30 protein-coding genes are annotated in these 25,769 nt (G+C 70.7%); 10 read left to right on the forward strand and 20 right to left on the reverse strand.

Going from position 1 to position 25,769, the window contains the following annotated elements; translation table 11 throughout:
- Nucleotides 1-191 precede the first annotated feature (191 nt).
- From MKK49_RS08695 to MKK49_RS08745, 11 genes are all read right to left on the reverse strand, one after another.
- Nucleotides 192-542 (reverse strand): Rieske (2Fe-2S) protein, encoded by a 351-nt coding sequence (locus MKK49_RS08695; RefSeq protein ID WP_244027762.1) that lies wholly within the window; start codon nt 540-542, stop codon nt 192-194.
- A gap of 7 nt (nt 543-549) precedes the next feature.
- A complete protein-coding gene (locus tag MKK49_RS08700; RefSeq protein ID WP_244027763.1) occupies nt 550-1,254 on the reverse strand; it encodes an ABC transporter ATP-binding protein in 705 nt (234 codons plus the stop codon).
- Nucleotides 1,247-2,056, reverse strand: a complete 810-nt coding sequence (locus tag MKK49_RS08705) for an ABC transporter ATP-binding protein (RefSeq protein WP_244027764.1) — start codon at nt 2,054-2,056, stop codon at nt 1,247-1,249. Before MKK49_RS08705 ends, MKK49_RS08700 begins: the two co-directional genes overlap by 8 nt.
- Nucleotides 2,053-3,084, reverse strand: a complete 1,032-nt coding sequence (locus MKK49_RS08710; RefSeq protein WP_244027765.1) for a branched-chain amino acid ABC transporter permease — start codon at nt 3,082-3,084, stop codon at nt 2,053-2,055. Before MKK49_RS08710 ends, MKK49_RS08705 begins: the two co-directional genes overlap by 4 nt.
- On the reverse strand, nt 3,081-3,953 hold the full coding sequence (locus tag MKK49_RS08715) for a branched-chain amino acid ABC transporter permease (protein WP_244027766.1): 873 nt from the start codon (nt 3,951-3,953) through the stop codon (nt 3,081-3,083). Before MKK49_RS08715 ends, MKK49_RS08710 begins: the two co-directional genes overlap by 4 nt.
- Nucleotides 3,954-4,436: 483 nt before the next feature.
- Nucleotides 4,437-5,588, reverse strand: a complete 1,152-nt coding sequence (locus MKK49_RS08720) for an ABC transporter substrate-binding protein (protein WP_244027767.1) — start codon at nt 5,586-5,588, stop codon at nt 4,437-4,439.
- 40 nt (nt 5,589-5,628) lie between these two features.
- Nucleotides 5,629-6,855, reverse strand: coding sequence for a xanthine dehydrogenase family Fe-S subunit (locus tag MKK49_RS08725; RefSeq protein ID WP_244027768.1), 1,227 nt, complete (start codon nt 6,853-6,855; stop codon nt 5,629-5,631).
- The gene (locus tag MKK49_RS08730) at nt 6,852-7,724 is read right to left on the reverse strand and encodes an FAD binding domain-containing protein (RefSeq protein ID WP_244027769.1); all 873 of its coding nucleotides are present in this window, start codon (nt 7,722-7,724) and stop codon (nt 6,852-6,854) included. The genes MKK49_RS08725 and MKK49_RS08730 overlap by 4 nt, the downstream gene beginning before the upstream one ends.
- The gene (locus MKK49_RS08735; RefSeq protein WP_244027770.1) at nt 7,721-10,114 is read right to left on the reverse strand and encodes a xanthine dehydrogenase family protein molybdopterin-binding subunit; all 2,394 of its coding nucleotides are present in this window, start codon (nt 10,112-10,114) and stop codon (nt 7,721-7,723) included. The genes MKK49_RS08730 and MKK49_RS08735 overlap by 4 nt, the downstream gene beginning before the upstream one ends.
- Nucleotides 10,111-10,995, reverse strand: a complete 885-nt coding sequence (locus tag MKK49_RS08740) for an alpha/beta hydrolase (protein ID WP_244027771.1) — start codon at nt 10,993-10,995, stop codon at nt 10,111-10,113. Before MKK49_RS08740 ends, MKK49_RS08735 begins: the two co-directional genes overlap by 4 nt.
- A 25-nt stretch (nt 10,996-11,020) precedes the next feature.
- Nucleotides 11,021-12,295 carry an amidohydrolase/deacetylase family metallohydrolase gene (locus tag MKK49_RS08745; protein WP_244027772.1) on the reverse strand — a complete coding sequence of 425 codons (1,275 nt, stop codon included), beginning with the start codon at nt 12,293-12,295 and terminating at the stop codon, nt 11,021-11,023.
- Nucleotides 12,296-12,544: 249 nt separating this feature from the next.
- Between MKK49_RS08745 and MKK49_RS08750 the strand changes: the two genes are divergently transcribed.
- Entirely contained in the window at nt 12,545-12,964 is a 420-nt protein-coding gene (locus tag MKK49_RS08750) for a MarR family winged helix-turn-helix transcriptional regulator (protein WP_244027773.1), read from the forward strand.
- 238 nt (nt 12,965-13,202) lie between these two features.
- Nucleotides 13,203-13,463, forward strand: a complete 261-nt coding sequence (locus MKK49_RS08755; protein WP_244027774.1) for a hypothetical protein — start codon at nt 13,203-13,205, stop codon at nt 13,461-13,463.
- Between the two features lie 181 nt (nt 13,464-13,644).
- Here the strand turns inward: MKK49_RS08755 and MKK49_RS08760 are convergent, their stop codons facing one another.
- The 4 genes from MKK49_RS08760 to MKK49_RS08775 form a co-directional block, all read right to left on the reverse strand.
- A complete protein-coding gene (locus MKK49_RS08760; RefSeq protein WP_244027775.1) occupies nt 13,645-15,279 on the reverse strand; it encodes an AMP-binding protein in 1,635 nt (544 codons plus the stop codon).
- Nucleotides 15,280-15,288: 9 nt separating this feature from the next.
- Entirely contained in the window at nt 15,289-15,879 is a 591-nt protein-coding gene (locus MKK49_RS08765; protein WP_244027776.1) for a nitroreductase family protein, read from the reverse strand.
- Between the two features lie 113 nt (nt 15,880-15,992).
- A complete protein-coding gene (locus MKK49_RS08770; protein WP_244027777.1) occupies nt 15,993-16,232 on the reverse strand; it encodes a hypothetical protein in 240 nt (79 codons plus the stop codon).
- Nucleotides 16,233-16,291: 59 nt separating this feature from the next.
- The gene (locus MKK49_RS08775; RefSeq protein ID WP_244027778.1) at nt 16,292-16,534 is read right to left on the reverse strand and encodes a hypothetical protein; all 243 of its coding nucleotides are present in this window, start codon (nt 16,532-16,534) and stop codon (nt 16,292-16,294) included.
- A gap of 92 nt (nt 16,535-16,626) precedes the next feature.
- Between MKK49_RS08775 and MKK49_RS08780 the strand changes: the two genes are divergently transcribed.
- The gene (locus MKK49_RS08780; RefSeq protein ID WP_244027779.1) at nt 16,627-16,917 is read left to right on the forward strand and encodes a hypothetical protein; all 291 of its coding nucleotides are present in this window, start codon (nt 16,627-16,629) and stop codon (nt 16,915-16,917) included.
- A 204-nt stretch (nt 16,918-17,121) separates the two neighbouring features.
- Here MKK49_RS08780 and MKK49_RS08785 read toward each other — a convergent pair whose 3' ends face one another.
- Complete coding sequence (locus MKK49_RS08785) at nt 17,122-17,703, reverse strand: glutathione peroxidase (RefSeq protein ID WP_244027780.1); 582 nt, start codon at nt 17,701-17,703, stop codon at nt 17,122-17,124.
- Between the two features lie 244 nt (nt 17,704-17,947).
- Between MKK49_RS08785 and MKK49_RS08790 the strand changes: the two genes are divergently transcribed.
- The gene (locus MKK49_RS08790) at nt 17,948-18,451 is read left to right on the forward strand and encodes a PRC-barrel domain-containing protein (RefSeq protein ID WP_244027781.1); all 504 of its coding nucleotides are present in this window, start codon (nt 17,948-17,950) and stop codon (nt 18,449-18,451) included.
- Nucleotides 18,452-18,660: 209 nt separating this feature from the next.
- Here the strand turns inward: MKK49_RS08790 and MKK49_RS08795 are convergent, their stop codons facing one another.
- Nucleotides 18,661-19,038 carry a hypothetical protein gene (locus tag MKK49_RS08795; RefSeq protein WP_244027782.1) on the reverse strand — a complete coding sequence of 126 codons (378 nt, stop codon included), beginning with the start codon at nt 19,036-19,038 and terminating at the stop codon, nt 18,661-18,663.
- Nucleotides 19,039-19,066: 28 nt separating this feature from the next.
- Between MKK49_RS08795 and MKK49_RS24490 the strand changes: the two genes are divergently transcribed.
- Both MKK49_RS24490 and MKK49_RS08800 read left to right on the forward strand, forming a co-directional pair.
- A complete protein-coding gene (locus MKK49_RS24490) occupies nt 19,067-19,201 on the forward strand; it encodes a hypothetical protein (RefSeq protein ID WP_279595417.1) in 135 nt (44 codons plus the stop codon).
- Nucleotides 19,202-19,848: 647 nt separating this feature from the next.
- Nucleotides 19,849-20,337 (forward strand): hypothetical protein, encoded by a 489-nt coding sequence (locus MKK49_RS08800; RefSeq protein WP_244027783.1) that lies wholly within the window; start codon nt 19,849-19,851, stop codon nt 20,335-20,337.
- A gap of 242 nt (nt 20,338-20,579) precedes the next feature.
- Here MKK49_RS08800 and MKK49_RS08805 read toward each other — a convergent pair whose 3' ends face one another.
- On the reverse strand, nt 20,580-21,005 hold the full coding sequence (locus tag MKK49_RS08805; RefSeq protein ID WP_244027784.1) for a cupin domain-containing protein: 426 nt from the start codon (nt 21,003-21,005) through the stop codon (nt 20,580-20,582).
- Between the two features lie 289 nt (nt 21,006-21,294).
- Here MKK49_RS08805 and MKK49_RS08810 point away from each other — a divergent pair, with 289 nt between their 5' ends.
- From MKK49_RS08810 to MKK49_RS08825, 4 genes are all read left to right on the forward strand, one after another.
- Complete coding sequence (locus MKK49_RS08810; RefSeq protein ID WP_244027785.1) at nt 21,295-21,558, forward strand: hypothetical protein; 264 nt, start codon at nt 21,295-21,297, stop codon at nt 21,556-21,558.
- Between the two features lie 394 nt (nt 21,559-21,952).
- Nucleotides 21,953-22,660, forward strand: a complete 708-nt coding sequence (locus MKK49_RS08815) for a hypothetical protein (protein ID WP_244027786.1) — start codon at nt 21,953-21,955, stop codon at nt 22,658-22,660.
- On the forward strand, nt 22,605-23,882 hold the full coding sequence (locus MKK49_RS08820; RefSeq protein WP_244027787.1) for a DNA-packaging protein: 1,278 nt from the start codon (nt 22,605-22,607) through the stop codon (nt 23,880-23,882). Before MKK49_RS08815 ends, MKK49_RS08820 begins: the two co-directional genes overlap by 56 nt.
- A gap of 63 nt (nt 23,883-23,945) precedes the next feature.
- Entirely contained in the window at nt 23,946-25,094 is a 1,149-nt protein-coding gene (locus MKK49_RS08825) for a phage portal protein (RefSeq protein WP_244027788.1), read from the forward strand.
- On the opposite strand, the gene MKK49_RS08830 is transcribed toward MKK49_RS08825, so the two are convergent.
- Both MKK49_RS08830 and MKK49_RS08835 read right to left on the reverse strand, forming a co-directional pair.
- On the reverse strand, nt 25,079-25,486 hold the full coding sequence (locus tag MKK49_RS08830) for a type II toxin-antitoxin system VapC family toxin (protein WP_244027789.1): 408 nt from the start codon (nt 25,484-25,486) through the stop codon (nt 25,079-25,081). The two genes, MKK49_RS08825 and MKK49_RS08830, sit on opposite strands and share 16 nt — an antisense overlap.
- A complete protein-coding gene (locus tag MKK49_RS08835) occupies nt 25,483-25,725 on the reverse strand; it encodes a type II toxin-antitoxin system VapB family antitoxin (protein WP_244027790.1) in 243 nt (80 codons plus the stop codon). The genes MKK49_RS08830 and MKK49_RS08835 overlap by 4 nt, the downstream gene beginning before the upstream one ends.
- Between the last annotated feature and the right edge of the window lie 44 nt (nt 25,726-25,769).

A 25,769-nucleotide genomic window follows, 5' to 3' on the forward strand; every position in this document is an offset into this window, starting at 1 on the left:
TCCTGGAAGGTGTGGGGACCCGCGTTTTACCGCCTCACCGACATGATCAAGCGGAGCCCGTATCAGAGCGAGAACCGTCGGGGATCGGGCGTTCCGTGAGGCACTCGCGATCGGCGTGTCCGCAAGGTTGGGCCGGAAGCAAACGACCGTCAGCGCAAGGGTTCACCCCCCCAATCTCGCGGGCCCGGGCCTCACGTCAGATCGCGAGACCCGATCCGCACGTAGACGTCCGCGCCGCGGGAGCGGACCGGATAGGTGACGAGGGGGCGAAAATCCCAGCCCGGCGAGACCGTCCCGTCCGCCAGGGTGAACCACGCCAGGTGGCGCGGGCAGAACAGCCGCCCCCCGGAGCAGCGGCCCGCGGCGAGGTCCGCCCCCTCGTGCGGGCAGGCCCGCTCCGTGGCGAACAGCCGACCGCCGTCCCGCACCAGCAGGAGATGCCGCCCGGCCACGAAGACCGGGAGCAGCGCGCGGCCCGCCAGCGCCGCGCGCGCGCAGGCGCGGACCCAGACCTCGCCCCCCGAGAGAGGCTCGACCTCCAAGAGAGGCTCAGCCCCCGAGATAGGCTTGGCGCACATGGGGGTCGGCGATCAGCGTCGCGCCCGGGCCGGCGAGGACGATGCGCCCCGTCTCCAGCAGGTAGGCGTAGTCGCACAGTTCGAGGGCGGCGAAGGCGTTCTGCTCCACGAGGAGAACCGTGGTCCCGCCGTCGCAGATCGCCCGGATCACGGCGAACATGCGCTCGACGATGTTGGGGGCGAGGCCGAGCGACGGCTCGTCGAACAGGACGAGCTTCGGGCGCGCCATCAGGGCCCGGCCGATGGCCAGCATCTGCTGCTCGCCCCCCGAGAGGGTGCCGGCCATCTGGCGGCGGCGCTCGGCGAGGCGGGGGAACTCGCCGTAGACGCGGGCGAGATCGGCCGCGACCCCGGCCGGGTCCCGGCGCCGATAGGCGCCCAGGGCGAGGTTCTCGGCGACGCTCATCTGCGGAAACACCCGCCGCCCCTCGGGGCAATGGGCGATGCCGTGATCGAGCACCGCGCGCGGGTCGGCGCCGGTGATGTCGCGGCCGGAAAAGCGGATGCTGCCGGCGCGCGCCGGGACGAGGCCCGAGATCGCCCGCAGGGTGGTCGACTTGCCGGCGCCGTTGGCGCCGACCAGGGCCACGAGTTGTCCTTCCGCGACGGTGAGGGACAGCCCCTTCAGGGCGGTGACGGTGCCGTAGCCGCAGACGAGGTCCCGGATCTCAAGCATCGCTCGTCTCCCTGGCGGCCCGGGCCGCGTCGCGGGCGGCGCTGCCCTGGCCGAGATAGGCCTCGATCACGGCCGGGTCGGCCCGGATCGCCGCCGGCGGCCCTTCCGCGATGAGGCGGCCGTAGTTCAGGACGACGATGCGGTCGGACACCTCCATCACCATGGGCATGTCGTGCTCGACGAGGAGGATCGTGACGCCGCGGTCGCGGATCGAGCGGATCAGCCGCACGAAGACCTGGGTCTCCGAGGCGTTCATGCCCGAGACCGGCTCGTCGAGGAGGAGCATGGCGGGCTCGGTGGCGAGCGCCAGGGCGACCCCGACGAGGCGCTGCTCGCCGTAGGCCAGGGCGCCGGCCTTGTCCTGCGCCCGGGCCGAGAGCCCGACCGTGTCGAGGAGGTCGCGGGCCCGCGCGCGCAAGTCCGCCTCGCCGGCGCGGTCGCGCCCGAGGAGCGTGTCGACGAGGCGCGACCGGCCCCGGCGGTGGAGGCCGATCATCACGTTGTCGAACACGGTGTCGTCGGGAAACACGCTGGTGCGCTGGAAGGTGCGGCTCAGGCCCAGCCGCACGATCTCGTGCGGCTTCAGGCCCTGCAGGCTCGTCCCGCGGAAGCGGACCTGACCCTGGCTCGGTTTGAGGAAGCCCGTCATCACGTTGAACGCCGTGGTCTTGCCGGCCCCGTTCGGGCCGATGAGGCTGACGATCTCGCCGGGATGCACGTCGAAATGCAGGTCGGCGATGGCGGTGAGGCCGCCGAAGCGCACGCCGACATGGTCGACGGAGAGGATCGGGGCGGGGCTCACGACCGGACCTCCACGGGCAGGGGGACGGGCGCGGGGGCGCGCCGCCACGCGAAAAGGCGGGCCAGCCCCGGGACGATGCCGCGGGGCATCACGAACTGGATCACGATCAGCACGAGGCCGAACACCATCCACTGCGCCTCCGGCACCATGACGGGGCGCAGGGCCACGGGGAGCAGGCCGAAGATCAGGCCGCCCACGATGGGGCCGAGGAGCGTGCCCTTGCCGCCGCCCACCACCATGATGACCATGGTGACCGTGGTGGAGAACAGGAACACGTCGGGATCGATGATGCGCAGGTAGTGGGCGTAGAGGCTGCCGGCGGCCCCCGCCATGGCCGCCGAGATCACCGCCGCGAGGGTGAGCGTGCGGGTGGCGTCGATGCCGACGGAGAGCGCGAGGGACTCGTTCTCCTTGAGGCCCCGCATGGCCCGGCCGAACCGCGAGCCGACGAGGCGGGCGATGAGGGCGTAGCACAGCGTGCCGACCACGAGGACGAGGTAGTAGTTCTGCAGCTTGGTCCGCAGCACCGTGGTGCCGAGGCCCGGCAGGCCGAGGGTGAAGGGCGGAATCCCCGTGAGCGCCAGGGGGCCCTGCGTCAGCTCCACCCAGTTGAGGGCGACGAGGCGCACCACCTCGGCGAACGAGATCGTCACGATGACGAAATAGGCGCCGCGCACCCGGAACGACAGGCGCCCGACGAGGTAGCCGCAGGCGGCCGTTACCAGCACCGCGAGCAGAAAGCCCACGGCGGCCGGCCAGGGCGCGTGCACGACGCGCAGCCCCCCGACGATCTCGATGTCGAAGCCCAGGCTGGTGAGCGCGCTGACATAGGCGCCGATGCCGAAGAACGCGATGTGGCCGAGGCTGAGCTGCCCGGTGAAGCCGAGCAGCAGGTTCAGGCTCATGGCCGCGATGGTGACGATGCCCGTCGTGATCAGGGCGTTGAGGAGGTAGGGCTCGTTGCCCAGCGCCAGCGGCAGGGCGACGAGGGCGGCGAGGAGGGCGAGGGCGGGGAGATGCCGGGTCATCCGATGCGCTCCGCCTTGGCGAAGAGGCCCGTCGGCTTGAAGACCAGCACCGCGATGATGATGAGGAAGCCCATGGCGTCGCGGTAGCCCGACGAGATGTAGCCGGCGCCCAGTTCCTCGGCCAGCGCCAGGATGAAGCCGCCGATGGCCGCCCCGGTGATGCTGCCGAGCCCCCCCAGGATGACGATGGCGAAGGCCTTCAGCTCGGCCATGCCGCCCATCTGCGGGAACACCACGTAGACGGGGCCGAGCAGGGCGCCGGCGGCGGCGGCGAGGCTCGAGCCGATGGCGAAGGTGGCGGTGTAGACGAGGCGCACGTTCACCCCCATCAGCGCGGCGGTGTCGTGGTCCTGGAAGGTCGCCCGCATGGCGAGCCCGAGGCGGGTGCGGTTGATGAGCCCGTAGGTCAGGACGATGAGCGAGACGGCGGCGCCCAGCACGAACAGGCGCAGCCACGAGACCGAGACGGGGCCGAGCTGGAGCGGCGCGTCGGGGAACGGCGTCGGGATCGATTTGGCGACGCCGCCGAACAGCCAGAGGGTGCCCGATTGCAGGACGATGCCGGCCCCGATCATCACCAGCATGGTGGTGTCCATGTCCGCACCGCGCAGCGGCCGCAGCAGCACGAGGTCGAGGACCGCCCCGAGCAGGAATCCGCCGAGGATCGCCGTCGGCAGGGCCGCGAAGAAGCCGAGCCCGAGGGCCGTGACGGCGAGGTACATGACGTAGGCGCCCACCGTGTAGAGCGCGCCGTGGGTGAAGTTCACCACGTTCATGATGCCGAAGATCAGGGTTAGCCCGATGCCCAAGAGGGCGTAGGTCCCGCCCAGGATCAGGGTGTTGAGGAGGTGCTGGAGGAATTCGGTCATGGAGGCCTCGCCTCTAAGCAGGTGATACGGTCGTCGGCTGATTGCTTCGGCCAGTCTCGTCAGCACGAAGTCAGCAAGCTTGGCGCGGGTCCCCTCTCCTGGAAGGAGAGGGACAGGGTGAGGTGTGTGACCTTTTCGGACATGTCCCACACCTCACCCCAACCCTCGCCTTCCAGGCAGGGCCATCGCAGAGGAACCGCGACGGGCCCCCTCTCCTGTTTGGGAGAGGGTTGGGGTGAGGGTCGTGGACTCTCCGGAGAGTTCGCACACCTCACCCCCGCCCTCTCCTTCCAGGAGAGGGGGCCTGTCGCGACCGTTCGAAGCGCTTTGCCTCGCCGTTCGAACGCCGGGAAAACTCATCCGCGATCGCCCTCCCTGAAAAGAGAGGGAGCCTGTTCCGACTGTGAGCTCCGAGGCGATCAGGCCGAAACCGTCTGAATCCGGCGACTCGAAGTGGGGCCATCGAAGCCTTCTCAACTCGGGCTAGAGTTCGGGCACCATGACCTTTCCGCCGTCGATCTTGACGAGGTAGACGTCGGGCTTGCTCTGGCCGCTCTCGGACCCGGCGGGGCCGGCCTTGGCGAAGCGGATCGGGCCGTTCAGGCCGGTGAAATCCACCGACCAGAAGCCCTTTTTGATGGAGGCCGCGTCGGCGGCGCCGCCCTTCTCGATGGCCGCCGCGATGGCGCGGATGCCGTCGTAGCCGCGAAAGCTCTCGGTGACGCCGGCGAACTCGAAGCCGCGCTTCTTCCACTCGGCGATGAAGTAGGCGGTCGCCGCCGGGTTCGGGGTCTTCTCGGGATACCAGGGCAGGAAGGTGGTCAGGTGCATCGTGCCCTCGGCGGCGGCACCCGCCTGGGCGATGATCTGGTCGGGGTTCTGGGAGCCGCCCGTGGTGATGATCCGCTTCTTCAGGCCGAGCGCCGCCATCTGCTTGAACAGCAGGGTCAGCTGGTCGACGGCCGCCGTGATCATCAGGGTGTCGGCGTCCGACCCCTTGAGCTTGGACAGCTGGGCGCTCATGTCCTGCGCGCCCTGGTCCATGGTCTCGACGAGGCCGACGCCGACGCCCTTGCCCTTGAGCATCTTGCCGAAATCGGCCGCGGCCCCCCGGCCCCAGTCGTTGTTGATGGCCAGGAAATCGACCTTCTTCAGGCCGAGCTTCTCCACCATCGGGGCGAAGGCCTCGGCCTCCAGGGCCGAGGGCGGCGAGATGCGGAAGACGAAGGGGTTGCCCGAGGTGGTGATCTTGCCCGACGACGAGGTCTCCACCAGCATCGCGGTCTCGTAATCGGCGAGCTTGGGCATCACGGCGAGGGTCAGGCTCGAGCCCCATGCGCCCATCAGCACCGGGGTCTTGTCGCTGGTGATGAGTTTTTCCGCCACCGCGGCGGCTTCCGTCGGGTTGCTCTTGTTGTCCTCGACGACGAGTTCGAGCTTACGCCCCAGCACGCCGCCCTTGGCGTTGATCTCGTCGGCGGCGATCTTGGCACCGTTGACCACGTAGGTGCCCGACGCCGCGAACGGGCCGGTGAGCGGCTCGTTGACGCCGATGCGGATGGCCTGCGCCTGAGCGACGCCCGCCGACAGGACGAACGCGAGGGTGAGGGCTGGGGTGGTGAGGCTGCGCGTCATGGGGGTCTCCGGATTCGTCTGCGAAAAGCGGGGCGATACGTCAGGGGCGGCGGCGGACACCCCAGGCGGCGAGGCGGCGGCGCAGGGGCGCCGTGAGGGCGGCGAGGAGCCAGCGCAGGGGGTTGAGCCCGGCGGCCGGCGGGGCCGGGGCGCCGGACAGCCGCGCTTCGAGGTTTGCGGCGAACGCGGCCCCGAGGCGCCCGGCGAGGTCGCGCACGAGGCCCGGCCGGCCGAACTGCGCCAGGGGGCCCTTGAGGGTGTAGCCGACGGCGAGATCGATCCGCGCCGTGCCGGGGGCCTCGCCCGGCCCGACGCGGTAGCGGATCTCGCCCTGGGTGGCGGAGCGCCCGCCGGCGTCGCTGCCCGCGCCGAGGATGCGTCCGCTGCGGGCCGCCTCGTCGCGAAACATCCGGGCCCGGCCACGGAAGCGCGCCGCGATCGGCCCGATCCGCACCTGAAGCGCGCCCTCGACCACCTCCGGGGACGGCCGACCCGTCAGCACGGCGCCGGGCAGGCAGGCGGCCACGGCCTCGACGTCGCCGAACACGGCGAAGACGGTGTCGGGCGGGTGCGCCACGGTGAAGGCCTGGTCGAAGCGGTGGGCGGGCACGAAATCGGCGTCGAGATCGGCGATCTGCGGCGCGGCCTCGGCCTGCGCCACGGGCCGCAGGGGGGTGCGCGCCGCCTCCGCCGCAGGGCCGGACGGGGTGCCAAGGCGCGCGCCGACGGGGCCGAGGCCGCGCCGGTCGCCCGTGGTCGGGGCGATGCCACGGGCGCGGCGCTCGGCGATGACGCTGCGCACCGCCCGGACGATGCCGACATAGCCGGTGCAGCGGCACAGGTTGCCCGACAGGCCGGCGCGGATGCGGCGCTCGTCGGCGTCTGGCAGGCGCAGGACGAGGTCGCGGGCGGCAACCAGCATGCCGGGCGTGCAGTAGCCGCACTGGAGGGCGTGCTCGCGGTTGAACGCGGCCCGCAATTCGCCCGCGATCGGATCGTCGTCGAGGCCCTCGACGGTGGTGATGTCGGCCCCGGCGCAAGCCCCGGAAAAGGTGAGGCAGGCCCGCGCCGGCTCGCCGTCGAGGAGCACGGTGCAGGCGCCGCAGATTCCGTGCTCGCAGCCGAGATGGGTCCCGGTCAGGTCGAGTTCTTCGCGAAGGACGTCGGCGAGATGCATGCGGGGTTCCGCCCGCAGGGTCACGGCCCGGCCGTTCACCGTGAGGGCGAGGGGCACCCGGTCGTCGCGCAGGGCGGAGGGGGTGCTCATGCGGCCTCGCTGACGGGGCGGGTCGAGGGGGCGGGTCGCGCCGCCTGGGCGACGGCCCGGGCGAGGATGGTGACGTGGACGTGGCGGTCGACGGCGTCGGTCATCCCGGCCTCGCGCAGGACCCCGTCGGCGGCGCGCGGATCGAACCGTTCGGCGAAGTCGGGCCCGATCCGGCCGCCGAACAGGCGGCCGGCCTCGGCGACCACGAGGGGCGCCCGCTCGATGGCGCCGATCACCACCCGGCCGCGCCCGGTTTCGGGCTCGATCCGCACGGCCCCGATGGCGTGGGCGAACTCGCCGATCTTGGCGCAGTGCTTGACGTAGCCCCAGGCGGTGCCGGGCGTCAGCGCGGGAATCCGCGCGGCCACCAGCATCTCGCCGGGGGCGAGCGCCACGTCGAGGGCGCCGGTGACGAAGGCGTCCAGGGGCAGGCGGCGCCGCCCCGAGGCCGCGGCCAGCTCGACCTCGGCGCCGAGCGCGATGAGCGAGGTCACCCAGTCGGCGGCCGGATCGGCATGGACGAGGGAGCCGCCGATGGTGCCGCGGTTGCGCACGGGCCGGTAGGCGATGGCCGCGGCGACGCGGGCCAGGGCGCCGCCGGTGAGGTCGGGCACCCGCCCGTCCTCGATGTCGGCGTGGGTGACGCAGGCGCCGAGCACGAGGGTGTCGCCCTCGACGGCCGCCCGGCGCAGCTCGGGGATGCCCGTGATGTCGAGGACGAGGTCGGGCTCGACGAGGCGCAGGTTGAGCATCGGGCCGAGGGATTGGCCGCCGGCCATGAGCTTCACCTGCCCCTCCGCCCCGGCGAGCCGGTCGAGGAGGGTGGCGAGGTCGGCGGGGCGCTCGTAGGCGAACGGTGCGGGTTTCATGCGGCCTCCCGCGCGGTCACGGCCTCGCGGGCGGCCAGGACCGCTTCGACGATGCGATGCTGGCTCACGGGCGCGTGCAGCATCGCGACGCCGAGCGGCCGCAGGGCGTCGTTGATGGCGTTGGCGAGGGCCGCCGGGGGCGCGATGGCCCCGCCCTCGCCGATGCCCTTCACGCCGAACTGCGTGTAGGGCGAGGGCGTCGCCATGTGGTCGATGCGGGGTTCGGGCACCTCGGCCGGTCCCGGCAGGAGGTAGTCGGCGAAGGTCGAGGCCAGGGGCTGGCCGCGGGCATCGAACCGCACCTCCTCGTAGAGGGCCGTGCCGATGCCCTGCGCGAGGCCGCCATAGATCTGGCCGTCGACCACCAGCGGGTTCACCAGGGTGCCGCCATCCTCGACGATGCAGTAGTCGAGGATCTCCACCGCCCCGAGGTCCGGGTCGACGGCGACGAGCGCCGCGTGGGCCGCGTAGGAGAACGTGCCGGAATCGCGCTGCGGCTTGTAGCCGGCGGTGACTTCGAGGCCGCCCGGATCGACGTCGAGGGCGAGGTCCTGCGGGCGCCGGTACCAGGTGTGGGCGATCTGCGCGAGGGTGACGTCGCCCGACGGCCCGACCACGCGGCCGGCCTCGAACCGGCAGGCGGCCGGATCGGCCTGGAGCAGGTGGGCGCCGATGCGCAGGGCCCGCTCGCCGAGCTCACGGCAGGCGGCGGCGACGGCGCCGCCGGCCATCACCATGACGCGCGAGCCCCAGGAGCCGGTGGAATAGGGCGTCATGGCGGTGTCGCCGTGGACGAGGCGGGTGCGCGCCACCGGCACGCCGAGGATCTCGTGCGCCACCTGCGCCAGGGTCGTCTCCAGGCCCTGCCCGTGCGAATGGGCGCCGATCCGCAGTTCGAGGCCGCCATCGGGGGTGAGGCGCGCACCCGCCTGCTCGTGGCCCGGCACCATGGGGATGCCCCAGCCGGAATAGACCGAGGTGCCGTGCGCCGCCTGCTCGCAGTAGATCGACAGGCCGAGCCCGATGCGGCGCCCGTCCGCCTCGCCGGCCCGCTGGCGCGCCCGCACGGCCTCGACGTCGATGGCCTTCAGGACACGGGCCAGGGCCTGCGGATAGTCGCCGCTGTCGAAGTGCTTCTTCGTGATGTTGTCGAACGGCATCTGCTCGGGCCGCACGAGGTTCTTTTCGCGCACCACCCAGGGTTCGAGCCCGGCCTCCGTCGCCACGGCGTCGAGGATGAGCTCCATGGCGAAGCACACGCCCGTGCGGGCGACGCCGCGATAGGGCAGGATCGGGCACTTATTGGTGGCCACCGACCAGGTCCGGCAGCGATAGGCCGGGAAGTCGTAGGGGCCGGGCAGGATGCTCGCCACCTGCGCCGCCTCCAGGCAGGCGGAGAACGGGTAGGCCGAGTAGGCGCCGGAATCGACGGTGGCCTCGCAGTCGATGCCCCGGAGGCGGCCGTCGCGCTCGGCATAGGCGGTGATGCGGTAATGGTGCTCGCGGCAATTGGCGTTGGCGGTGAGGTGCTCGCGCCGGTCCTCGAGCCAGCGCACGGGGTGGCCGACGCGGAGCGCCAGCCAGGCGAGGCAGACGTCCTCGGCGAGCAGGATCGCCTTGTAGCCGAAGCCGCCGCCGACATCGGGCGAGACGATGCGCAGGCGCCCCTGCTCGATCCCGAGACACTCGGAGAGGCCGTTGCGCACGATGTGCGGCATCTGGCTCGCCGTGTGGACGACGAGCTGGTCCATGCGGTGGTCGAGATGGACCACCGTGCCCCGGCCCTCGATGGGGGCCATGCACTGCCGGCCCGTCGAGATGGTGCGCGAGACCTTGATGGGGGCGTCGAGCGCCGCGGAAAGGTTCACGTCGACGAGGGTCTCGAGGAAGACGTTGTCGCCCCAGTGCTCATGGACCAGGGGTGCGCCGGGCTCGCGGGCGGCGAGCATCTCGTGGACCGCCGGCAGCTCTTCCAGGTCGAGGACGATGGCGGCGGCGATGTCCTCGGCCTCGGCGCGGGTCGGCGCGAGGCAGATCGCCAGGAGCTCGCCGACCTGCCGGACCTTGTCCCGGGCGAGCACCGGCTGCTCGGAGACCTTGAAGCCAGGGAGCCCCGAGACCGCCCGGATCGGCTGCACGTCGGTCAGGTCGGCGGCGGTGAACACCCGGTCGCGAAACGCCTCCGGCACGTGGATCGCCCGGATGCGGGCATGCGCCAGGGGGCTGCGGACGAAGGCGACATCCTGCATCCCGGACAGGCGCAGGTCGCCGACATACTGGCCGCGCCCGCGCATGAGGCGGTCGTCCTCCTTGCGCGGCAGGCGCGCGCCGACGCCCTGGATCAGCAAGGGCGCGCCGACGCCCTCGGTGAGCGGGATCGCGTCGCTCATGCCCGTACCCCTTCAATGAGATCGAGGCCTTCCACGAGATCGATGGCGGCCCGCACCAGAGCGCCGCCGGGACGGCGCAGTTCGCTCAGGATGGAAAAATGCTCGGCCCCCGCGATCGGGAGCAGCGGTCCCGGCGCGTGACGGGCGCTGCGCAGGGCGTGGAAGGCGCGGGCGTCGTGGACGAGGGCCGGGCGCTCGGCGGTGCCGTAGGCGATGGCGAGGGGCTTCTCCACCACCGGCAGGCGCAAGGGGGAGAGGCCGGCGACCTCCGCGTCGGTGAGGGCGAGGGCCTGGTTCAGCCCGGTGTCGCGGATCGGTCCGAGCTCGTAGACGCCCGAGATGGCGAGCCCCGCCGCCACGGCCGGGTGATGCAGTTGCATCGCCGCGAGATGCGCGCCCGCCGACCAGCCGGCCAGCACCAGGGGGCCCGCGATGCCGTGTGCGGCCCCGTGCGCGGCGAGCCAGTCGAGGGCCCGGCCGATCTCGTCGACGATCCGCGTCAGGCTCGCCTCGGGCGCCAGGGTGTGGCCCGGCATCGCCACGGACCAGCCGGCGGCGGCGGGGCCTTCGGCGAGGCAGGCGAACAGGTCGCGGGAATTGCGCTGCCAGTAGCCGCCGTGGATGAAGACGAGGCAGGGCGCGGCCGGGTCTTGCGCCGGATAGAGGTCGAGGGCGGTCCCGGGCGCGTCGCCGTACGGGATGTCGAGGGCGCCCGCATGCGCCGCCCGATAGGCGGCGGAGGCGGCGTTGCGCGCGGCCGACTGGGCGGCGGCATCGGGCACCGCCGCGTTGTTGTCGTAGGCGGCGTCGCGCGCCGCCCGGTCGAGGCGGGACCAGTCGCGCCTCGGATCGGGCGGCAGCGGGGACGGATCGGCACCCATGGGGTCGTCTCCTTCGAGGTCCAGGTCAGGCCGCGATGGCCTGGGGCAGGATCGGCGAGTCGGCGTCGAAGCGCTTGCCGGCGCGCAGGCAGAAGGCCGGCTGGAGCAGGCGCTGGGCGATCACCTGCGTGTCCTCGTTGTCGCGCAGGAGAAAGCGGCCGCGATGGTCGTGCAGCACCGACACGTCGGCGGAAAAGCCCGGCGTCAGGGCGCCGATGCGGTCGGACAGCCCGAGCATCTCGGCGGGATGCTTCGTCACCATCGGCACGACCTGCTCGAGGGTGAGGCCGAGCGCCATCATCGAGCTCATGGCCTGGGTCAGGCTGAAGCGGGCCTGGCCGAGGAAGGGGTGGTTCTCGTCGTCGTGGTGCTCGTCCGGCGTGCCCGCCGGCCGCGGCACCTCGGTGTTGTAGCCGTGCATGTCGGCGCCGAGGGTGTAGGGCATCACGCCAGCCGGCAGGGAGGCGCGGGCGACCCGGTAGGAGAAGTGGCTGCCGTGGCCGACATCGACCCGCAGGCCGGCGTCCATCGCCGCCCGGATGATCGGGTGGACCACGCCCGCCTCGTTGATGAAGCCGCCCGGATGCCGGGTGAAGGGATGGGCCAGAAAGTCCCCGGGGCGCAGCAGCGGGATCACCCGCTCCATGATGGTGTTGGCGTCCTCGCCGTTGGCGCCGCTCTCGGGCAGGCCCCAGAGCTGGCCGAAATGCACGTAGAGCGGCAGCTCGGCGCTGCGGCTGATCTCGGCCGCCATCTCCATGACCCGGATGCCCCAGCGGGCGAAGCCGCCGATCTCGGCATGGCCCTTGATGCCGCGCACGAGGTCGCGGTTCTCGACCGCTGACTTCACCGTCGCCTCGATGTCGACGCCCTCGGGGCTGTAGAGGTTCGGGTAGAAGTGGCCTTCGAGGCCGCCGACGAGGTAGGCGGACAGGAAGGCGTAGATCCGGGTTTCCGCTTTCTCGGCGACGAAGTGGCGGAAGCCCGGCAGGGTCATGCAGGACGCGCCGCCCTGGTCGATCACCGTGGTCACGCCCGAGCGCACGCCGACCATGTCGGGCGGCAGGCCGAACCGGCCGGTGACGTACTGGTAGACGTGGCCGTGGGTGTCGATCATCCCCGGCAGGACGAGCTTGCCCGCGACGTTCACCACCTCGGTGTCGGCGGAGGGAACGATGCCGTCCGCGACCGCCGCGATCCGCCCATCGCGGATGGCGACATCCTTGAGGCCGTCGATGCCCGAGACCGGGCAGATGACGCGCCCACCGCGCAGCAGCATGTCGTAGCGTGCGGTCTCCATGGTCTGCCTCTCCTCACGCGCTCCGGCGCGATCGCTGCGACGGCCCTGGCGGGACCGCGCAAATGCGAAGTATGCTTCGTATCTAGCTGAAGCATGCTGCGTGCCACATGGATGTTTCGCGGCGGAACGCGGTGCGGAGGGGTGGGTATGGACGAGGGCGAAGCCAGGTTGCGCGGGGGCGCTGAGGAAGACGCGGCGTTGGAGGCCGGTCCGGTGCCCTGGCCGCTGCCCGAACGTCCCGGATTCCTGATGCGGCGCCTGCATCAGATCCATGTCAGCCTGTTTTCGGAGCTGTGTGGCGCCTTCCGCGTCACGCCGCTGCAATACAGCCTGCTGTCGCTCCTCCGGGCCTGTGACGGGGCCGATCAGACCACCCTGGCCAACACCGTCGCCCTGGACCGCACCACGACGACGGGCGCCCTCAAGCGCCTCCAGGCGCGCGGCCTCGTCGAACGATCCCCGTCCCCCACCGATCGCCGATCGCAGCATTGCCGCCTCACGCCCGAGGGCCGCACCCTGCTGCACCGGATGGAGGGGGCGGCCCGGCAGGCCCACGACGTGACGATGGCGCCGCTCTCGGCGGCCGAGCAGGCCACCCTCATCCACCTCATGAAGAAGATCACCGCGGCCCACGCCCAGAGGCGGAGCGCGGGCGACCTGGTGGCGTGATGCGGCGCATGCGATGCGCGCCCGGGGATGTTTCCCGGAGTGTCGCCCAGGACGGCCGCGTCGTTTTTCTGCCGAAGGCGGGGGCTATTGAATACAATATCAGGCTCGACTTGAGAGCCTCTTTCCATCCATGTGCGCCCCAACACATAGCGCCGGAACCGGACGCTCCTTTGCCGGTTGAGCAAGCACAAACGGAACGGACATCGGGTCTGTTCTTGATCAGGAGCCTGGAAATCAAATGAAGACGCGTCTGTCCGCCCTCGTCGCCGCTATTGCCCTGGGTGCCGCCGCCGTGACGCCGGCCCTGGCCTATGACGGACAGTCGCGCTTCATGTCGTACGCACCGTACGGTGTCGAGACCACGGGCACGATCCTCGTCGACGAGCGCGGCCCGACTTATCTCGGCTGCCCGGTGAGTTCGGCCGCCGACGGCAACGCCAACCAGCAGACCCGCCCGGTGATGCAGTACGGCCAGACCTCCGGCGGCTCGGCCTGCTGAACCACGCACCAGACACGAGACCGGACGGCCGTGGGGAAACCCGCGGCCGTTTTCGTGCGTGGGCTGATCTTTTCTCAGCCTACATTTTCCGCCGAAGTGGTTGCCGGTTCGGCGTAAGAAAATGCGATACACAACAAAGGGCCAGAGCGTTTTCTGCGATCCAAGGATCTTAGAAAACGCTCTAGTCTTTTGGGATCCTGCCTTCGTCGCGCAGCTGCCGGCGGATGATCTTGCCCGTGGTCGTCATCGGCAGGTGATCGCGGAAGACGAGCGCGCGGGGATATTCGTGGGCCGAGAGCCGCGTGCGCACGAAGGCCTGGATCTCGGCGGCCAGGGCGTCGGACGGGTCGAACCCCTCGCGCAGCACCACGTAGGCCTTCACGATCTCGGTGCGCAGGGGATCGGGCTGGCCCACCGCCGCCGCCATGGCGACGGCGGGGTGGCGGCTCAGGCAATCCTCGATCTCGGTCGGGCCGATGCGGTAGGCCGCGGACGTGATGAGATCGTCCTCGCGGCCGACGAAGTGGACGTAGCCGTCGGCGTCGCGGCGCGCCGTGTCGCCCGTGCGCATCCAGTCGCCGCGGAATTTCCTGGCCGTCGCCTCGGGCTGGTTCCAGTACCTCAGGAACATCACCGGGTCGGGCCGGGCGACCATGATCTCGCCGGGCTCGTCCGCGTCGGTCTCGCTGCCGTCCTCCCGCTGGATCATCACCCGGTGGCCGGGCACGGGCCGCCCGGTGGAGCCGGCCCGCGCCACGCCCGCCGAGGGGCAGGCGGCAAGCACGAGGTTGCACTCCGTCTGGCCGTAGGCCTCGCCGATGGTGAGGCCGAGTTCGGCCTTCGCCCATTCGAAGGTCTCGGGCCCCAGGGCCTCGCCGGCCGAGGCGATGTTGCGGAGTTTCGTGAGGTCGAAGCGCCCGCGCGGGTCCGGCACCGTGCGCAGCATCCGGAGCGCGGTCGGCGGCAGGAACACCGTGGTCACGGCCTGCTCGGCGATGAGCCGGAAGGCGGCCTCGGGCTCGAACCGCGCCGCCGGCTGCGCGATGACGGGCACGCCGAGGCGCAGGGCCGGCAGGGTGGCGTTGAGGAGGCCGCCGGCCCAGGCCCAGTCCGAGGGCGTCCACATGCGGTCGCCGGGCCGGGGCGGGAAGTCGTGCATCATCAGGAAGCCCGGCATGTGGCCGGCGAGCACCCGGTGGCCGTGGAGCGCGCCCTTGGCCTGCCCCGTGGTGCCGGAGGTGTAGATCATCAGGGCCGGGTCGTCGGGGCCGGTATCGACCGGGACGAATGTCTCGCCGGATGCGCTCGCCAACAGGTCGGCGTAGGCGAGCGTCCCCTCCCCCGCGCCCTCGAGGCTGACGACGAGGGCGAGGGCGGGGAGGTCCGCGCGCAGGGGGGCGACCTTGGCGAGGCCCGCCGCGTCGGTGATCAGCGCCCGGGCCCCGGAATCGGCGAGGCGGTAGGCGAGCGCCTCGGGGCCGAACAGGCCGGCGAGCGGCAGCGCGATGGCGCCGAGCTTGTAGGCGGCGGCGTGCGCCGCCACCACGGCGGCCGATTGCGGCAGGAGCACCGCCACCCGGTCTCCGGGCACCACGCCGCGTTCGCGAAGGGCCGCCGCGAGGCGGTCGGACTCGGCCTTCAGGGTGCCGAAGCTGGTGGTGGCGACCCCCGCCGCCGTGACCTCGCGGATGGCGACGCGATCGGGCTCGCGCGCCGCCCAGACGTCGCAGACCTCCACGCCCATGTTGGTCCGGGCGGGGATGTCCCAGGAAAAGCCGGCGCCGAGGCCGGCATAGTCGGAGGCGGGCGCCAGCACCGTCGCAGCCTAGAGCTTGTGGCCCGGAAAACCGCCGGCATGGATGAAGTCGGTTATGGGGCGGCGCCCGTTCGGCACCTCCTTCTCGCGCTGCTCCTCGGTGAGGTCTTCGCGCGGGGTGGCGCGGCCCACGGCGTAGGCCGCCTCGACGTGGTTGCCCTCCGGCACGGCGAGCAGGGTCGCGGCGCGGGGCTTGTCGAACCCGCCCATGCCGTGGACGTGCCAGCCCTGGCGGATGGCCTGGAGCTGGAAGTTGGCCGAGGCCGCGCCGGTGTCGAGGGAATGGCTCGGCGTGGGTTTGAGGACGTCGCCGACCTTCATGTGGGTGTTCGACACGAGGATGACGAGCGCTCCCGCATCCTTGGCCCATTTCTGGTTGCCGGGCACGAGGAGATCGAGGAACGGCGCCCAGTGGGGCGTGTCGCGGAGCGCATAGAGGAAGCGCCAGGGCTGGGAATTGTAGGAGGACGGCGCCCAGCGCGCGGCCTCGAACATCCGGAGCAATTCGGATTCCGGCACGGCCTCGCCGGTGAAGGCGCGGGGCGACCAGCGCTCGGTGAACAGGGGATCGATGGCGTGGTCGGGCTGGCGCGGATTCACGGCAAAACTCCGGGGCGCGGGGGGCGCCGTTTCGCCTTGCACCAGGATGGGGGCCGGGTGCAAATCCCGGCCCCTCGGCCTTTGGTCCATACCGGCGCCGGCCCGGGGCGCGCCTACTCGACGACCTTCGCGCGGGGGCGGTCGTTGCCCTGCGCCGTCTCGTCGTGCCAGGCGCCCGCGCCGTCCTGGTAGCGGATGCCCTCCGTCGAGCCCGGCACCTGCTGCTCGGCCGCCGCGGCTTGCGCCGCCTGCAGCGCCTCGTCGTGGCTCGGAAAGGTTTCGGAGAACACGTCGCCGACCTTGTAGGCGTAGCCGCCGTCGTGCTCGACGATGCGATAGGTGACATCCGACATGGGGGGACTCCTCGACTGATCTGTCGGGGGCGAACCGGCGCGGATGGCGGGAGGTTCCGTCAGTGCCGGGTCGCGGCGGGCCAGGGCAGGTTCGGCACCGCCGCCTCGCAGCCGGCGATGAGGGAGCCGCGCACATCCGCCGCGTCGTAGCCGTGCCCATGCGGAAACGCGACGATCTGGGCCGTCGCCGCGCCGGCCTGACGGATCCGGGCGATCCAGGCCTCGGGGCCGCGCGCGAAGCGGACCTCGTAGGTCACGCCGTCCTGGTCGAAGGTGTGGGGTTCCAAGGTGCCGGATTCCATGGCCGCGTCTCCCGGCCCCGCCCGGAGGCCTCGCCCCATATGGGCGGGCGGGCTATGGCCTCCAAGGTGTCTCGTCCCTTCGCAGGTTGCCCATGCACCCGACCCTCACGCGCCCGACCCTCACGCACCCGACCCTCATGCGCTCGATCTTCCTGCGCCCGATCCTGGCCGCCCTGTGTGGCCTGGCGCTGACGATCCCGGCGGCCCCGGCGGAGGCGCAGGGCCGCCCGCGCGCTGCGGTACCGGCGCCGGACAACGGGCCGCCGAACCCGTTCGCCTCCAACTATCCCTCGCGCCCGCCCGAGGCGGTCCGGCCGAGGCCGCACCGGAACCGCCCCGCCGGCGAGGATCTCCGGCCACCGCGCGACATCCCCGTGCGCTAGAGCGTTTTCTGTGATCCCGGGATCGCAGAAAATACGCTATCCCTTTGTTGTGGATCGCATTGTCTTACGCCGAACCGGCAACCGCTTTGGCGGAAAATGCCCTGGGGCCGTGCCCGATCCGGTTGGATCGGATCACGCCTTCCGGATCCGCGTCGCGCCGCGCTTCCCGCGACGAACCGGCATCAACCTTGTCGGAGCGCGCGCTCAAGCCCCCGGCAGCTCGCCCGCGATGGCCGTGACGATGCGCGGATCGTTGGGCTCCGTGTTGTGCGGGTAGGCGCCGAGCAGGCTGCCGTCGCGGGCGACCAGATACTTGTGGAAGTTCCAGCCCGGCGTCGCGCCGGGTTTTTCCGCCGCCGCCCAGCGGTAGAACGGGTGGGCGGCCGGCCCCTTCACGTGGGTCTTGCTCACGATGGGGAAGGTGACGCCGTGATTCTTGCGCGCGGCCTCCGCGATGGCGAGGCCGTCCAGGGGCTCCTGGTTGCCGAAATCCGGCGACGGCACGGCGATGACCGTGAGGCCCCGCGCGCCGAACCGGGTCCACAGGCCCTGGAGCCCGACGAACTGCCCGGCATAGCCGCAGGACGTGGCGGTGTTGACCACGAGGATCGGCTTGCCGGCCAGATCCGCCAGGGCGAGGCCGCCGCCCTCGGGCTTCTCGAAGGTGAAGGCGCCGGCCCGGGTCTCCCCGGCGAAGGCGCTCCGCGTGCCGCCGGCGAGGGCGGCGCCGAGGAGGATCAGGGCATGGCGGCGGCCCAGGGGGCCGAGGACAGGGGATGACGGCATGGCGGGACTCCCGGACGATTCGCGGCGCGGGGCAGCCGCGCAGGCTCGATTCGGAATCTAGGGCGGAAACGGCCCGCGTGTCGCGTCGCGGATCGTCCCAGGTGGCCCGGCGGGGGCCAAAGGGCGGGGCCAAGGGCGGGGCCATCACGGGGGGCGGGCGGAACCATCGGGCGGCCCCGAGCTTGAGCGTCCGAGACGGCCCCGTCGGCCATCACCCCCATCGCCATCCGAAAGACACGCCTCCATGCGCAGCCTGATTCTCGGCACAGCCCTTCTCGCCGCGAGCGCCCTCGGCGCCCTCGCCCAGGCGCCGGAGGCCACCGCCCCCGGTACGGCCCCGATCCCGGCCGCGCCCGCCACCCTGGCCAACGACCTGCGCCCGACCTTCGTGGCACAGAACCCCACCGACATGGTCACCTCCAAGCTCGTCGGCCTGACGATCCAGAACGGCGCCAACGAGACCATCGGCGAGATCGCCGACGTGGTCCTCGACGAGAAGAGCACGGTGAAGTCGTGGGTGGTCGGCGTCGGCGGCTTCCTCGGCATCGGCACGAAGTACGTCGCCATCGACCCGAGCGCCCTCAAGCTCGCCCGCGTCGACACCACCACCCTGAAGGCGACCATCGACACCAACAAGGACCAGCTCCGCGCCGCCCCGGAATACGTCTACCTCGGCAAGGCCAAGTCGGATGCGAAGAGCGACGCGAAGGCGGACACGAAGCCGGCCGAGGCCGGCAAGACGCCGTAACACGACGCCGTAAGGGGGGGTCCCGGCGGCGGTGCCCCCCGTCGCACCGACCGGATGGAGGGACCGGTGCGGCAGGGGTCCGATCGTCCGGGATCGCCTCACGCGAATGCGGGGCAGGAGTGCCCCGCAAAACGCCCGGGTCCGTCGGCGCTTCCCGCGCGCATGACGGGGTCGCGCGCGTTACCCAGCCAGCCCCGTCCCCCTTGCGATCATGCCTTCTTCGCGGGCGGAGGGACCTTCAAATTGATCGTGATCGGCGGCAGGGAAATATAGCCGATCCGATCGTTCGTGTAGACGAACTGGGATCCCGCGGGCAAGCCACCTGCCACATCGGCATGAAAGGTATCGAACCACCTCGTTCCGTGACTGCCGTCATGATCCGAGATGTTGATCGTGCACCCGACGTCGATCGTGAAACTTCCGTTCTTGTCATGCTCCGGATCGTATTGCGCGTCCTGCGACCGCTCGATCATGAACAGGGCCAGCAGGTCGAAGTGCAAGTTGGACGACTGAACGTTGGAGTTTTCGGACACCTGAAACCGCCAGATCGCGCCGTTGCCACCGGAGTTCGTCTCCGACAGATTCAAGATATTGACATCCGGAACGCTATAGGACGTGGACGTGCTCTGCGTTCCCGTCGAACTGACCGTCGCCGTGCCGTCCGTTCCAAAGAAGCCCACCGACTCGGAGAAACTCTTCGAAGACCCGACCGTGATGGTTACATTGCCGGGCGTCGAAGGCGGGGAGTGATCGATGAGGGCGGTTTTTCCCGTCTCGGAATGATCGAAAAATCATAGGAATCAATGTAGATCGTCCCCCTTCTGTTGAGATAGGCATCTCCCGTCACTGAAATCATGTAATAATTGTTGTTTCCGGCCTCGTTGATGCAATTGAACTGCACGGATTCGGCCGTTGGGTGAACGTGGCCTCCATTCGTGGCATCACCATTCGCCGCAATGGTATATTTCGGAGCAACAACCAGTCCAGGTATGTTGTTTGAAACCGTCGACATATATACTTACCCTCAAGCAAAACATATAACTAAAACGCGGTATTTTTATAAATACCCGATTTAGACAATGCAGCGTAAGTGATGGATCGAAATCTTGTCTACCGAAAAGACAGTTGCATAATGAATTTAGGTCGATTTCTAAAAAAATTAATGTGATTTGACGATACTGGATTTCCTAATAACTCTATCAGCCTCGCGATAGACCCGATCTCTGCTTGTGAAGACCGATCGACACCGGCCCCGCCGTGGCGGGCTTCGGCATATCCCGATCGTCCCTTCCGGGCTCATGGGTTTCGACATCTGGGTTTCGACATCTGGGTTTCGACATCCCACGCGTCAGGCTTTGACGATCGACCGCCGGCCTCGAAAAGGAACGCCCAGGACAATGCCCATCAATTTCCCGTTGATCGAGCAGATGGTGAACGACCCACGCATACCCAACGATGTGATCGGACATACGTTGTCGGCTATAAGCGATCCGGAAAAGGTAGCGGTCGGCAACTACATCGAAGATCATCATTGGAATCCCAACGCGGAAAATTACCACAGCTGGCAGGAAGTTCTGGCGGGCATGCACGAGGCCCCCCTCGCAGACGTGAATAATATTCACGAACTCTTGGAGTTTATGGTCAACGACAATGTCAACGACAATCTCGATTGGCAAGAAATCCAGGGGCTCTTGGAGGGGGCGGCCCAGGAGGCCGAGGCCGCACTTCACCCCGGAGAGGGCCTGCCCGGAGGCGGAGAGGGCCTGCCCGGAGGCGGACAAGACGACGGAGGCGGAGGACCGGGCATCCCCGTCCCCGATCCCGGCGAGCCGGGAGGCATTCCGGATCTTCCGATCGAGCACGGAGGTGAGGGCGGCCGTCCATAGGGGAATGAAGGGTGTGGCTCGGCTGGACATTCGACCGGGTGGGCCCGTCCCGGCGTCTCGCATGAAACGCCCGGTCGCCGCCGCTGCTCTGTTCGAGTGCTCTGTTCGAGTCCTGCGGCGCAGGGGGAATCTCGCGAGAGACCTCTCCGGTGAGAGACTTCAGTGAGAGACTTCGAGGCGCTCCGGCGATGGGAACCCGGTGCCCTGTGCGGACGGCGGCGAACCTCACCCGCCGGGTCCGCTCAGTCCCGCTGGCGGATGAAACTGTCCGGCGTGCCGGTGCCGGCCGCGACGAAGCGGATGTCGCGGGGTTCGCGCCGGGGGGTGTCGACGGAGAGGAACACCATCGGCTCCTCCAGGATCTCGGGCACGGAATGGACGACGCCGCGCTTGAAGAACACCAGGGTGCCGGGGCCGACCTCGATGGCGGGCTCGTCGGCGAACTTCATCAGGCAGCGGCCCGACAGGGCGTAGAGGTACTCGTCGCAGGACGCGTGGCTGTGCGGCGGGGTCGGCCGGTAGACCCGGAACACCCGGGCGCTCGCCGCCGGATCGTCGGTGAAGCGGTGATCGGCCACCAGGGTGTCGGCGGTCTCGGGCAACCGGGCGGCGTGCGCCGCGACGTCGAACACGCCGTGGGCGGTGAGGGGTGTGGGGGCATCGTCCATGGGTCGCGTCTCCTCCGGCAGACCTGGATCTTGCGGGTCTGGATTTTCGCCGGACGGTACCGGGTTTCCGGGGCGCGCCCAAGGGGCAAGGCAGCCGAGGGGCGGGGCGCGGAAGGGGTGGGGCGCCCCCTTCGGCCGGCGGTCGGGGGCAATTCCGAAGGCGGCAACTTAATCCGGGGTGGCGCGCGCGTCCCGACACCTTCAGAAGGAAACCGAGCCCCTATGCTATCTCTCAACAGCAGAGAGCGAACCGAACCATCGGCTTGTGCTGACACGAGAGGAAAACATCATGACCAAGACCCGTATCGCCACCCTCGCCACCGCGCTTGTTCTTGGCGTTGCCTCGCTCTCGCCCGCCATGGCCTACGAGCGGAAGGGCCGCTACACCGGCTTCCTGCCCTACGAGGTGGAGACGACGGGCACGGTCACCGCCCCGTCCCGCATCCCGGCCTACGGCGGTTGTCCCATGAGCTCGGCCGCCGAGGGCAATGCCAATCAGCAGACCCGGCCCGTGATGCAGTACGGCCAGACCGCCGGCGGCAGCCGTTGCTGAGCCAGCAGCCGCAACGCCAACACCGACAGGGCCCTTCGATGATTCTGAAGGGCTTCTCCTACGCCATGATCGTCGCCTTCGCCGGCGGTCTGGCCTTCACCATCGTGGGCACCTCCCACGCGATGATCGGTCTCTGAAGAGCCGTATCCGGCCTGATCGCATCGGGCCGGATACGGCTCGGGCCGTTGCCGTGACACGCCGTCTTTCGACGGACCGGCGACCGCTTCGTCGGAATGCGCTCCGGGGTCCGCAGGCTCCGCCGCCCCGATGTCGCCCGGGCGGGCGTCACCACCCGGCACGCCGGGCGCATAAGATCAAAATCCCAAAAATAGGAATTTATGTTTGACAGCGCGACGCTCCTGAGCTATCAAAGGGGCACGGTCAGGAACTGTGGATGAACGGGGCGGCGGCGATGAACCTCACCCCCATCGACCCCGCCCGGAAGGCGCGGGCCGAGGCGCTGTTTCGCGAGACGCACAAGACCGCGAGCGAGATCGCGGCGGAGACGGAGCTCAACGTCGCGACCCTGCGCAAGTGGTGCCGCCAGGAGGCCTGGCGCCCGCCCATCGCCAAAACCGCGCCGGCGGGGTGGTCGGCCGCGCGCTGCGCCGCCCTGGCGCGGATCGACGACGCCTACGGCGCGACCCGCGAGGATCTGGCCGCCGTGCTCGGCCTGACGCGGCGCAGGGCTCCGGCGCTGTTTTCCGCCTGCGGCCTGCCCGAGGCCTCGGATCCGGCACCGCCCGGGCCCGCCATCCTGCGGACACGGCTGCTGGCCCACGTCGCCCGGCAGATCGCGGCCTTCGACGCGGCGTTGAAGGATGCCGTCCCGGGATCGAAGCCGGACTCTTCCGGCCTCGACTCGGCCCGGGTTCTGCGCGACCTCGGCGGCCTCAAGCGCCTCCTCGACGATCTCGAAGTGTCCCTCAGGAGCGCGCCCGATGCGACACGCGGTGAGAGCGCGGACGGGGCCGGCGACGCCGACCTGCCGGCCCTGCGCGCGCAGATCGCGCAGCGCTATGCGGCGTTCGTCGGCAAGCGGCCGGATGCCGGCCTTCCTCGCGAGCCTGCCGCCGCACCTGATCCGGGCGCTCGCCCGTGACTGGCTCCACACGGCGCGGGCCGACCAGCTGCCGCCCTGCGCGCACGATTCCTGGACGACTTGGGCGGTGGTGGGCGGGCGCGGCTCCGGAAAAACCCGCACGGGGGCCGAATGGGTCCGCGCCCTGGCGCTCGGCGACCCGGCCTTCACCGCCCGGCCCGTCGGCCGCATCGCGCTCATCGGCGAGACCTTCGCGGATGTCCGCGACGTGATGATCGAGGGGCCGTCGGGGCTGCTGGCCCTGAACGGCCCGCGCCCGCGCTGGTCGCCCTCGCGAAGGCGCCTCGACTGGGCCAACGGCGCCGTCGGCCTCGCCTTCTCGGCCGAGGAACCGGATTCCCTGCGCGGGCCCCAGTTCGCCGCCGCATGGTCCGACGAGATCGCCAAGTGGCGCTACGCGGACGCCGCCTGGGACATGATCCAGTTCGGCCTGCGCCTCGGCCACGCCCCGCGCGGCCTCGTCACCACCACGCCGCGCCCGATCCCGCTCCTGCGCCGCATCCTGGCCGACCCGGCGACGGTGATCAGCCGCTCGCGCACGGCCGACAATGCCGAAAACCTCGCGCCGGGTTTCCTCGACGCGGTGGTGGGGCGCTATGCCGGCACCCGCCTCGGGCGCCAGGAACTCAACGGCGAACTCATCGAGGATCGCGCCGACGCCCTGTGGACCCGCGCGCGCCTCGAGGCGACCCGCGTCGCGGGCGCCCCGGAGGATCTGCGCCGCATCGTCGTGGCAGTGGACCCGCCGGCCACCTCGAAGGCCGGGGCCGATGCCTGCGGGATCGTCGCCGCCGGCCTGGCACCGTCCGGCCACGCCTACGTGCTCGCCGACGCCACCCTGGCGCGGGCGACGCCCGAGGCCTGGGCCGGGGCGGCGCTCGCCCTCTACCACCGGCTGTCCGCCGACGGCCTCGTCGTCGAGGTCAACCAGGGCGGCGAGATGGTGACCGCGGTCCTCGCGCAGGTGGACGCCGCGGTGCCGGTGATCCCGGTGCGGGCCACCCGCGGAAAGTACCTGCGGGCCGAGCCGGTCTCGGTGCTCTACGCGCAGGGCCGCGTCCACCACGTCGGCGCCCTGCCGGCGCTCGAGGACGAGCTCTGCGATTTCGGCCCCGACGGCCTGTCGTCGGGCGCCTCGCCCGACCGCCTCGACGCCCTCGTGTGGGCGCTGTCCCACCTCCTGCTGCGGGGCTCGGCCGAGCCGCGCATCCGGCGGTTGTGAGCGCCGGCGCCCCGCACGCTCCGTCGACGCCACGCGACGGCATCGCGAAAAAGGATCGCCTCCATGCCCAATCTCCTCACCCGCCTCGCGCGGGCCGCCTTTCCCGTGCCGGACACCAAGGCGGCCCCGCTCTCGGTGCAGTTCTACGGCGAAGGGCGCGCCGTGTGGACGCCGCGCGAGGGGGGCGCGCTCGCCCGCGAGGGGTTCCAGCGCAATGCCGTGGTCCACCGGGCCGTGCGCCTCGTGGCCGAGGCCGCCGCCGCCCTGCCCCTGGTGCTCGCCGACGCGGAAACCGACCACCCGCTCCTGCGGCTGCTCGCCCGGCCGAACCCGCGCGAGGGCGGGGCGCGGCTGCTCGAATCGCTCTACGGGCACCTCATGGTCTCGGGCAACGCCTACCTCGCGGCGGAGAGCCTGGACGGCACTTTGCGCGAACTCCACGCCCTGCGCCCCGACCGGATGCGGGTGGTGCCGGGACCGGACGGCTGGCCCGTCGCCTATGCCTACACGGTGGGGGGCCGAACCCTGCGGTACGATCTCGGCACCGAGGGCGTCGCGCCCATCCTCCACCTCACCCTGTTCCACCCGGCTTGCGACCATTACGGCCTCGCCCCCATGGCGGCGGCGGCCACCGCCCTCGACATCCACAACGCCGCCAGCGCCTGGAACAAGGCGCTGCTCGACAACGCCGCCCGCCCGTCCGGCGCCCTCGTGTTCGCCTCGGCCGCCGGCAGCACCCTGAGCGACGCGCAGTTCACCCGCCTGAAGGCCGAACTCGAATCCAACTACCAGGGTGCCGGCAATGCGGGGCGCCCGCTGCTGCTGGAGGGCGGCCTCGACTGGAAGCCGCTCGCCCTGTCGCCCAAGGACATGGATTTCGTCGAGGCGAAGAGCGGCGCCGCCCGCGAGATCGCCCTGGCCTTCGGCGTGCCGCCCCTGCTCCTGGGCCTGCCCGGCGACAACACCCACGCCAACTACGCCGAGGCCAACCGCGCCTTCTACCGCCAGACGGTGATCCCGCTCGTGCGCCGCACGGCCGAATCCCTCGCCCACTGGCTGGAGCCCGCCTTCGGCCCGGCCCGGCTCGAGCCCGACCTCGACGCCATCGAGGCGCTCGCGCCCGAACGTGAGAGCTTGTGGCGCCGGGTGGGGGACGCGGCGTTTTTGACGGACGCCGAGAAGCGGGCGGCGGTGGGTTACGGGGCGGATTGAGCGAGATCGGTTCTCGAAAAGTCGTCGCCCTTGAAAAGCAGCGTCGCGCCATGCGCCTTGGTGCAGGCATAGGCGTGGCAATCGCCCATGTTGAGAGAAGCCGGATGCCGGCCCTTGCCGTAGCGGGCATAGGCCTCCACCGCGAGGGCGAATTCGGCTGCTCCAATGGGAACGAGGCGAATGTCACCGGCCGCGCAGAACTCTTGGGTCCGCAAGCGCGCTGCCTCGACGGTGAACTGGTAGCTTCGAACCAAACCCGCGATGGTCTCCCAGAGGGATATGGCTGAGCACAGCCGAGCCGGATCGGCATCGAGACGATCGCTCAAGGCGTCCGCATCCGGCTCGCCGGCGATGATCGCGATCAGCGCCGAGGCATCGACGAACAGGGTCACCCGCCGCTCAGATCATCGAAGAACGCCTTGTCCGCCGCCAGCCCCGTGGGCGCGGGCAACGGATGACGGGCGCGTAAGGCCGCGAAGCGCACCCGCAGGGGCAGCTTTTCGGACGGTGTGATCCGCGCCAGTTCGGCCGTGACCGCCCGGCGGACGGCCTCCGCTTTCGTCACGCCGGTGGCCTCGGCCAACCGGGCCACGAGCCGTGTCGTGGCCTCATCCTCGATCTCGAATGGCATCCCGGCCTCGACGGATCTCCCTGCCTCCCGGCGAGGGTATCCCC

Origin of the sequence: Methylobacterium sp. J-090 (assembly GCF_022829345.1) — a bacterium.
GTDB lineage: Bacteria > Pseudomonadota > Alphaproteobacteria > Rhizobiales > Beijerinckiaceae > Methylobacterium.

Excerpts from the sequence above, each read along its gene's own strand:
- MKK49_RS08700 (WP_244027763.1), bottom strand. The coding sequence starts at position 1,254 with ATGCTTGAGATCCGGGACCTCGTCTGCGGCTACGGCACCGTCACCGCC.
- MKK49_RS08710 (WP_244027765.1), bottom strand. The coding sequence starts at position 3,084 with ATGACCCGGCATCTCCCCGCCCTCGCCCTCCTCGCCGCCCTCGTCGCC.
- MKK49_RS08715 (WP_244027766.1), bottom strand. The coding sequence starts at position 3,953 with ATGACCGAATTCCTCCAGCACCTCCTCAACACCCTGATCCTGGGCGGG.
- MKK49_RS08720 (WP_244027767.1), bottom strand. The coding sequence starts at position 5,588 with ATGACGCGCAGCCTCACCACCCCAGCCCTCACCCTCGCGTTCGTCCTG.
- MKK49_RS08725 (WP_244027768.1), bottom strand. The coding sequence starts at position 6,855 with ATGAGCACCCCCTCCGCCCTGCGCGACGACCGGGTGCCCCTCGCCCTC.
- MKK49_RS08730 (WP_244027769.1), bottom strand. The coding sequence starts at position 7,724 with ATGAAACCCGCACCGTTCGCCTACGAGCGCCCCGCCGACCTCGCCACC.
- MKK49_RS08735 (WP_244027770.1), bottom strand. The coding sequence starts at position 10,114 with ATGAGCGACGCGATCCCGCTCACCGAGGGCGTCGGCGCGCCCTTGCTG.
- MKK49_RS08740 (WP_244027771.1), bottom strand. The coding sequence starts at position 10,995 with ATGGGTGCCGATCCGTCCCCGCTGCCGCCCGATCCGAGGCGCGACTGG.
- MKK49_RS08745 (WP_244027772.1), bottom strand. The coding sequence starts at position 12,295 with ATGGAGACCGCACGCTACGACATGCTGCTGCGCGGTGGGCGCGTCATC.
- MKK49_RS08750 (WP_244027773.1), top strand. The coding sequence starts at position 12,545 with ATGCGGCGCCTGCATCAGATCCATGTCAGCCTGTTTTCGGAGCTGTGT.
- MKK49_RS08755 (WP_244027774.1), top strand. The coding sequence starts at position 13,203 with ATGAAGACGCGTCTGTCCGCCCTCGTCGCCGCTATTGCCCTGGGTGCC.
- MKK49_RS08770 (WP_244027777.1), bottom strand. The coding sequence starts at position 16,232 with ATGTCGGATGTCACCTATCGCATCGTCGAGCACGACGGCGGCTACGCC.
- MKK49_RS08775 (WP_244027778.1), bottom strand. The coding sequence starts at position 16,534 with ATGGAATCCGGCACCTTGGAACCCCACACCTTCGACCAGGACGGCGTG.
- MKK49_RS08780 (WP_244027779.1), top strand. The coding sequence starts at position 16,627 with ATGCACCCGACCCTCACGCGCCCGACCCTCACGCACCCGACCCTCATG.
- MKK49_RS08785 (WP_244027780.1), bottom strand. The coding sequence starts at position 17,703 with ATGCCGTCATCCCCTGTCCTCGGCCCCCTGGGCCGCCGCCATGCCCTG.
- MKK49_RS08790 (WP_244027781.1), top strand. The coding sequence starts at position 17,948 with ATGCGCAGCCTGATTCTCGGCACAGCCCTTCTCGCCGCGAGCGCCCTC.
- MKK49_RS08800 (WP_244027783.1), top strand. The coding sequence starts at position 19,849 with ATGCCCATCAATTTCCCGTTGATCGAGCAGATGGTGAACGACCCACGC.
- MKK49_RS08805 (WP_244027784.1), bottom strand. The coding sequence starts at position 21,005 with ATGGACGATGCCCCCACACCCCTCACCGCCCACGGCGTGTTCGACGTC.
- MKK49_RS08810 (WP_244027785.1), top strand. The coding sequence starts at position 21,295 with ATGACCAAGACCCGTATCGCCACCCTCGCCACCGCGCTTGTTCTTGGC.
- MKK49_RS08815 (WP_244027786.1), top strand. The coding sequence starts at position 21,953 with ATGAACGGGGCGGCGGCGATGAACCTCACCCCCATCGACCCCGCCCGG.
- MKK49_RS08820 (WP_244027787.1), top strand. The coding sequence starts at position 22,605 with ATGCCGGCCTTCCTCGCGAGCCTGCCGCCGCACCTGATCCGGGCGCTC.
- MKK49_RS08825 (WP_244027788.1), top strand. The coding sequence starts at position 23,946 with ATGCCCAATCTCCTCACCCGCCTCGCGCGGGCCGCCTTTCCCGTGCCG.
- MKK49_RS08835 (WP_244027790.1), bottom strand. The coding sequence starts at position 25,725 with ATGCCATTCGAGATCGAGGATGAGGCCACGACACGGCTCGTGGCCCGG.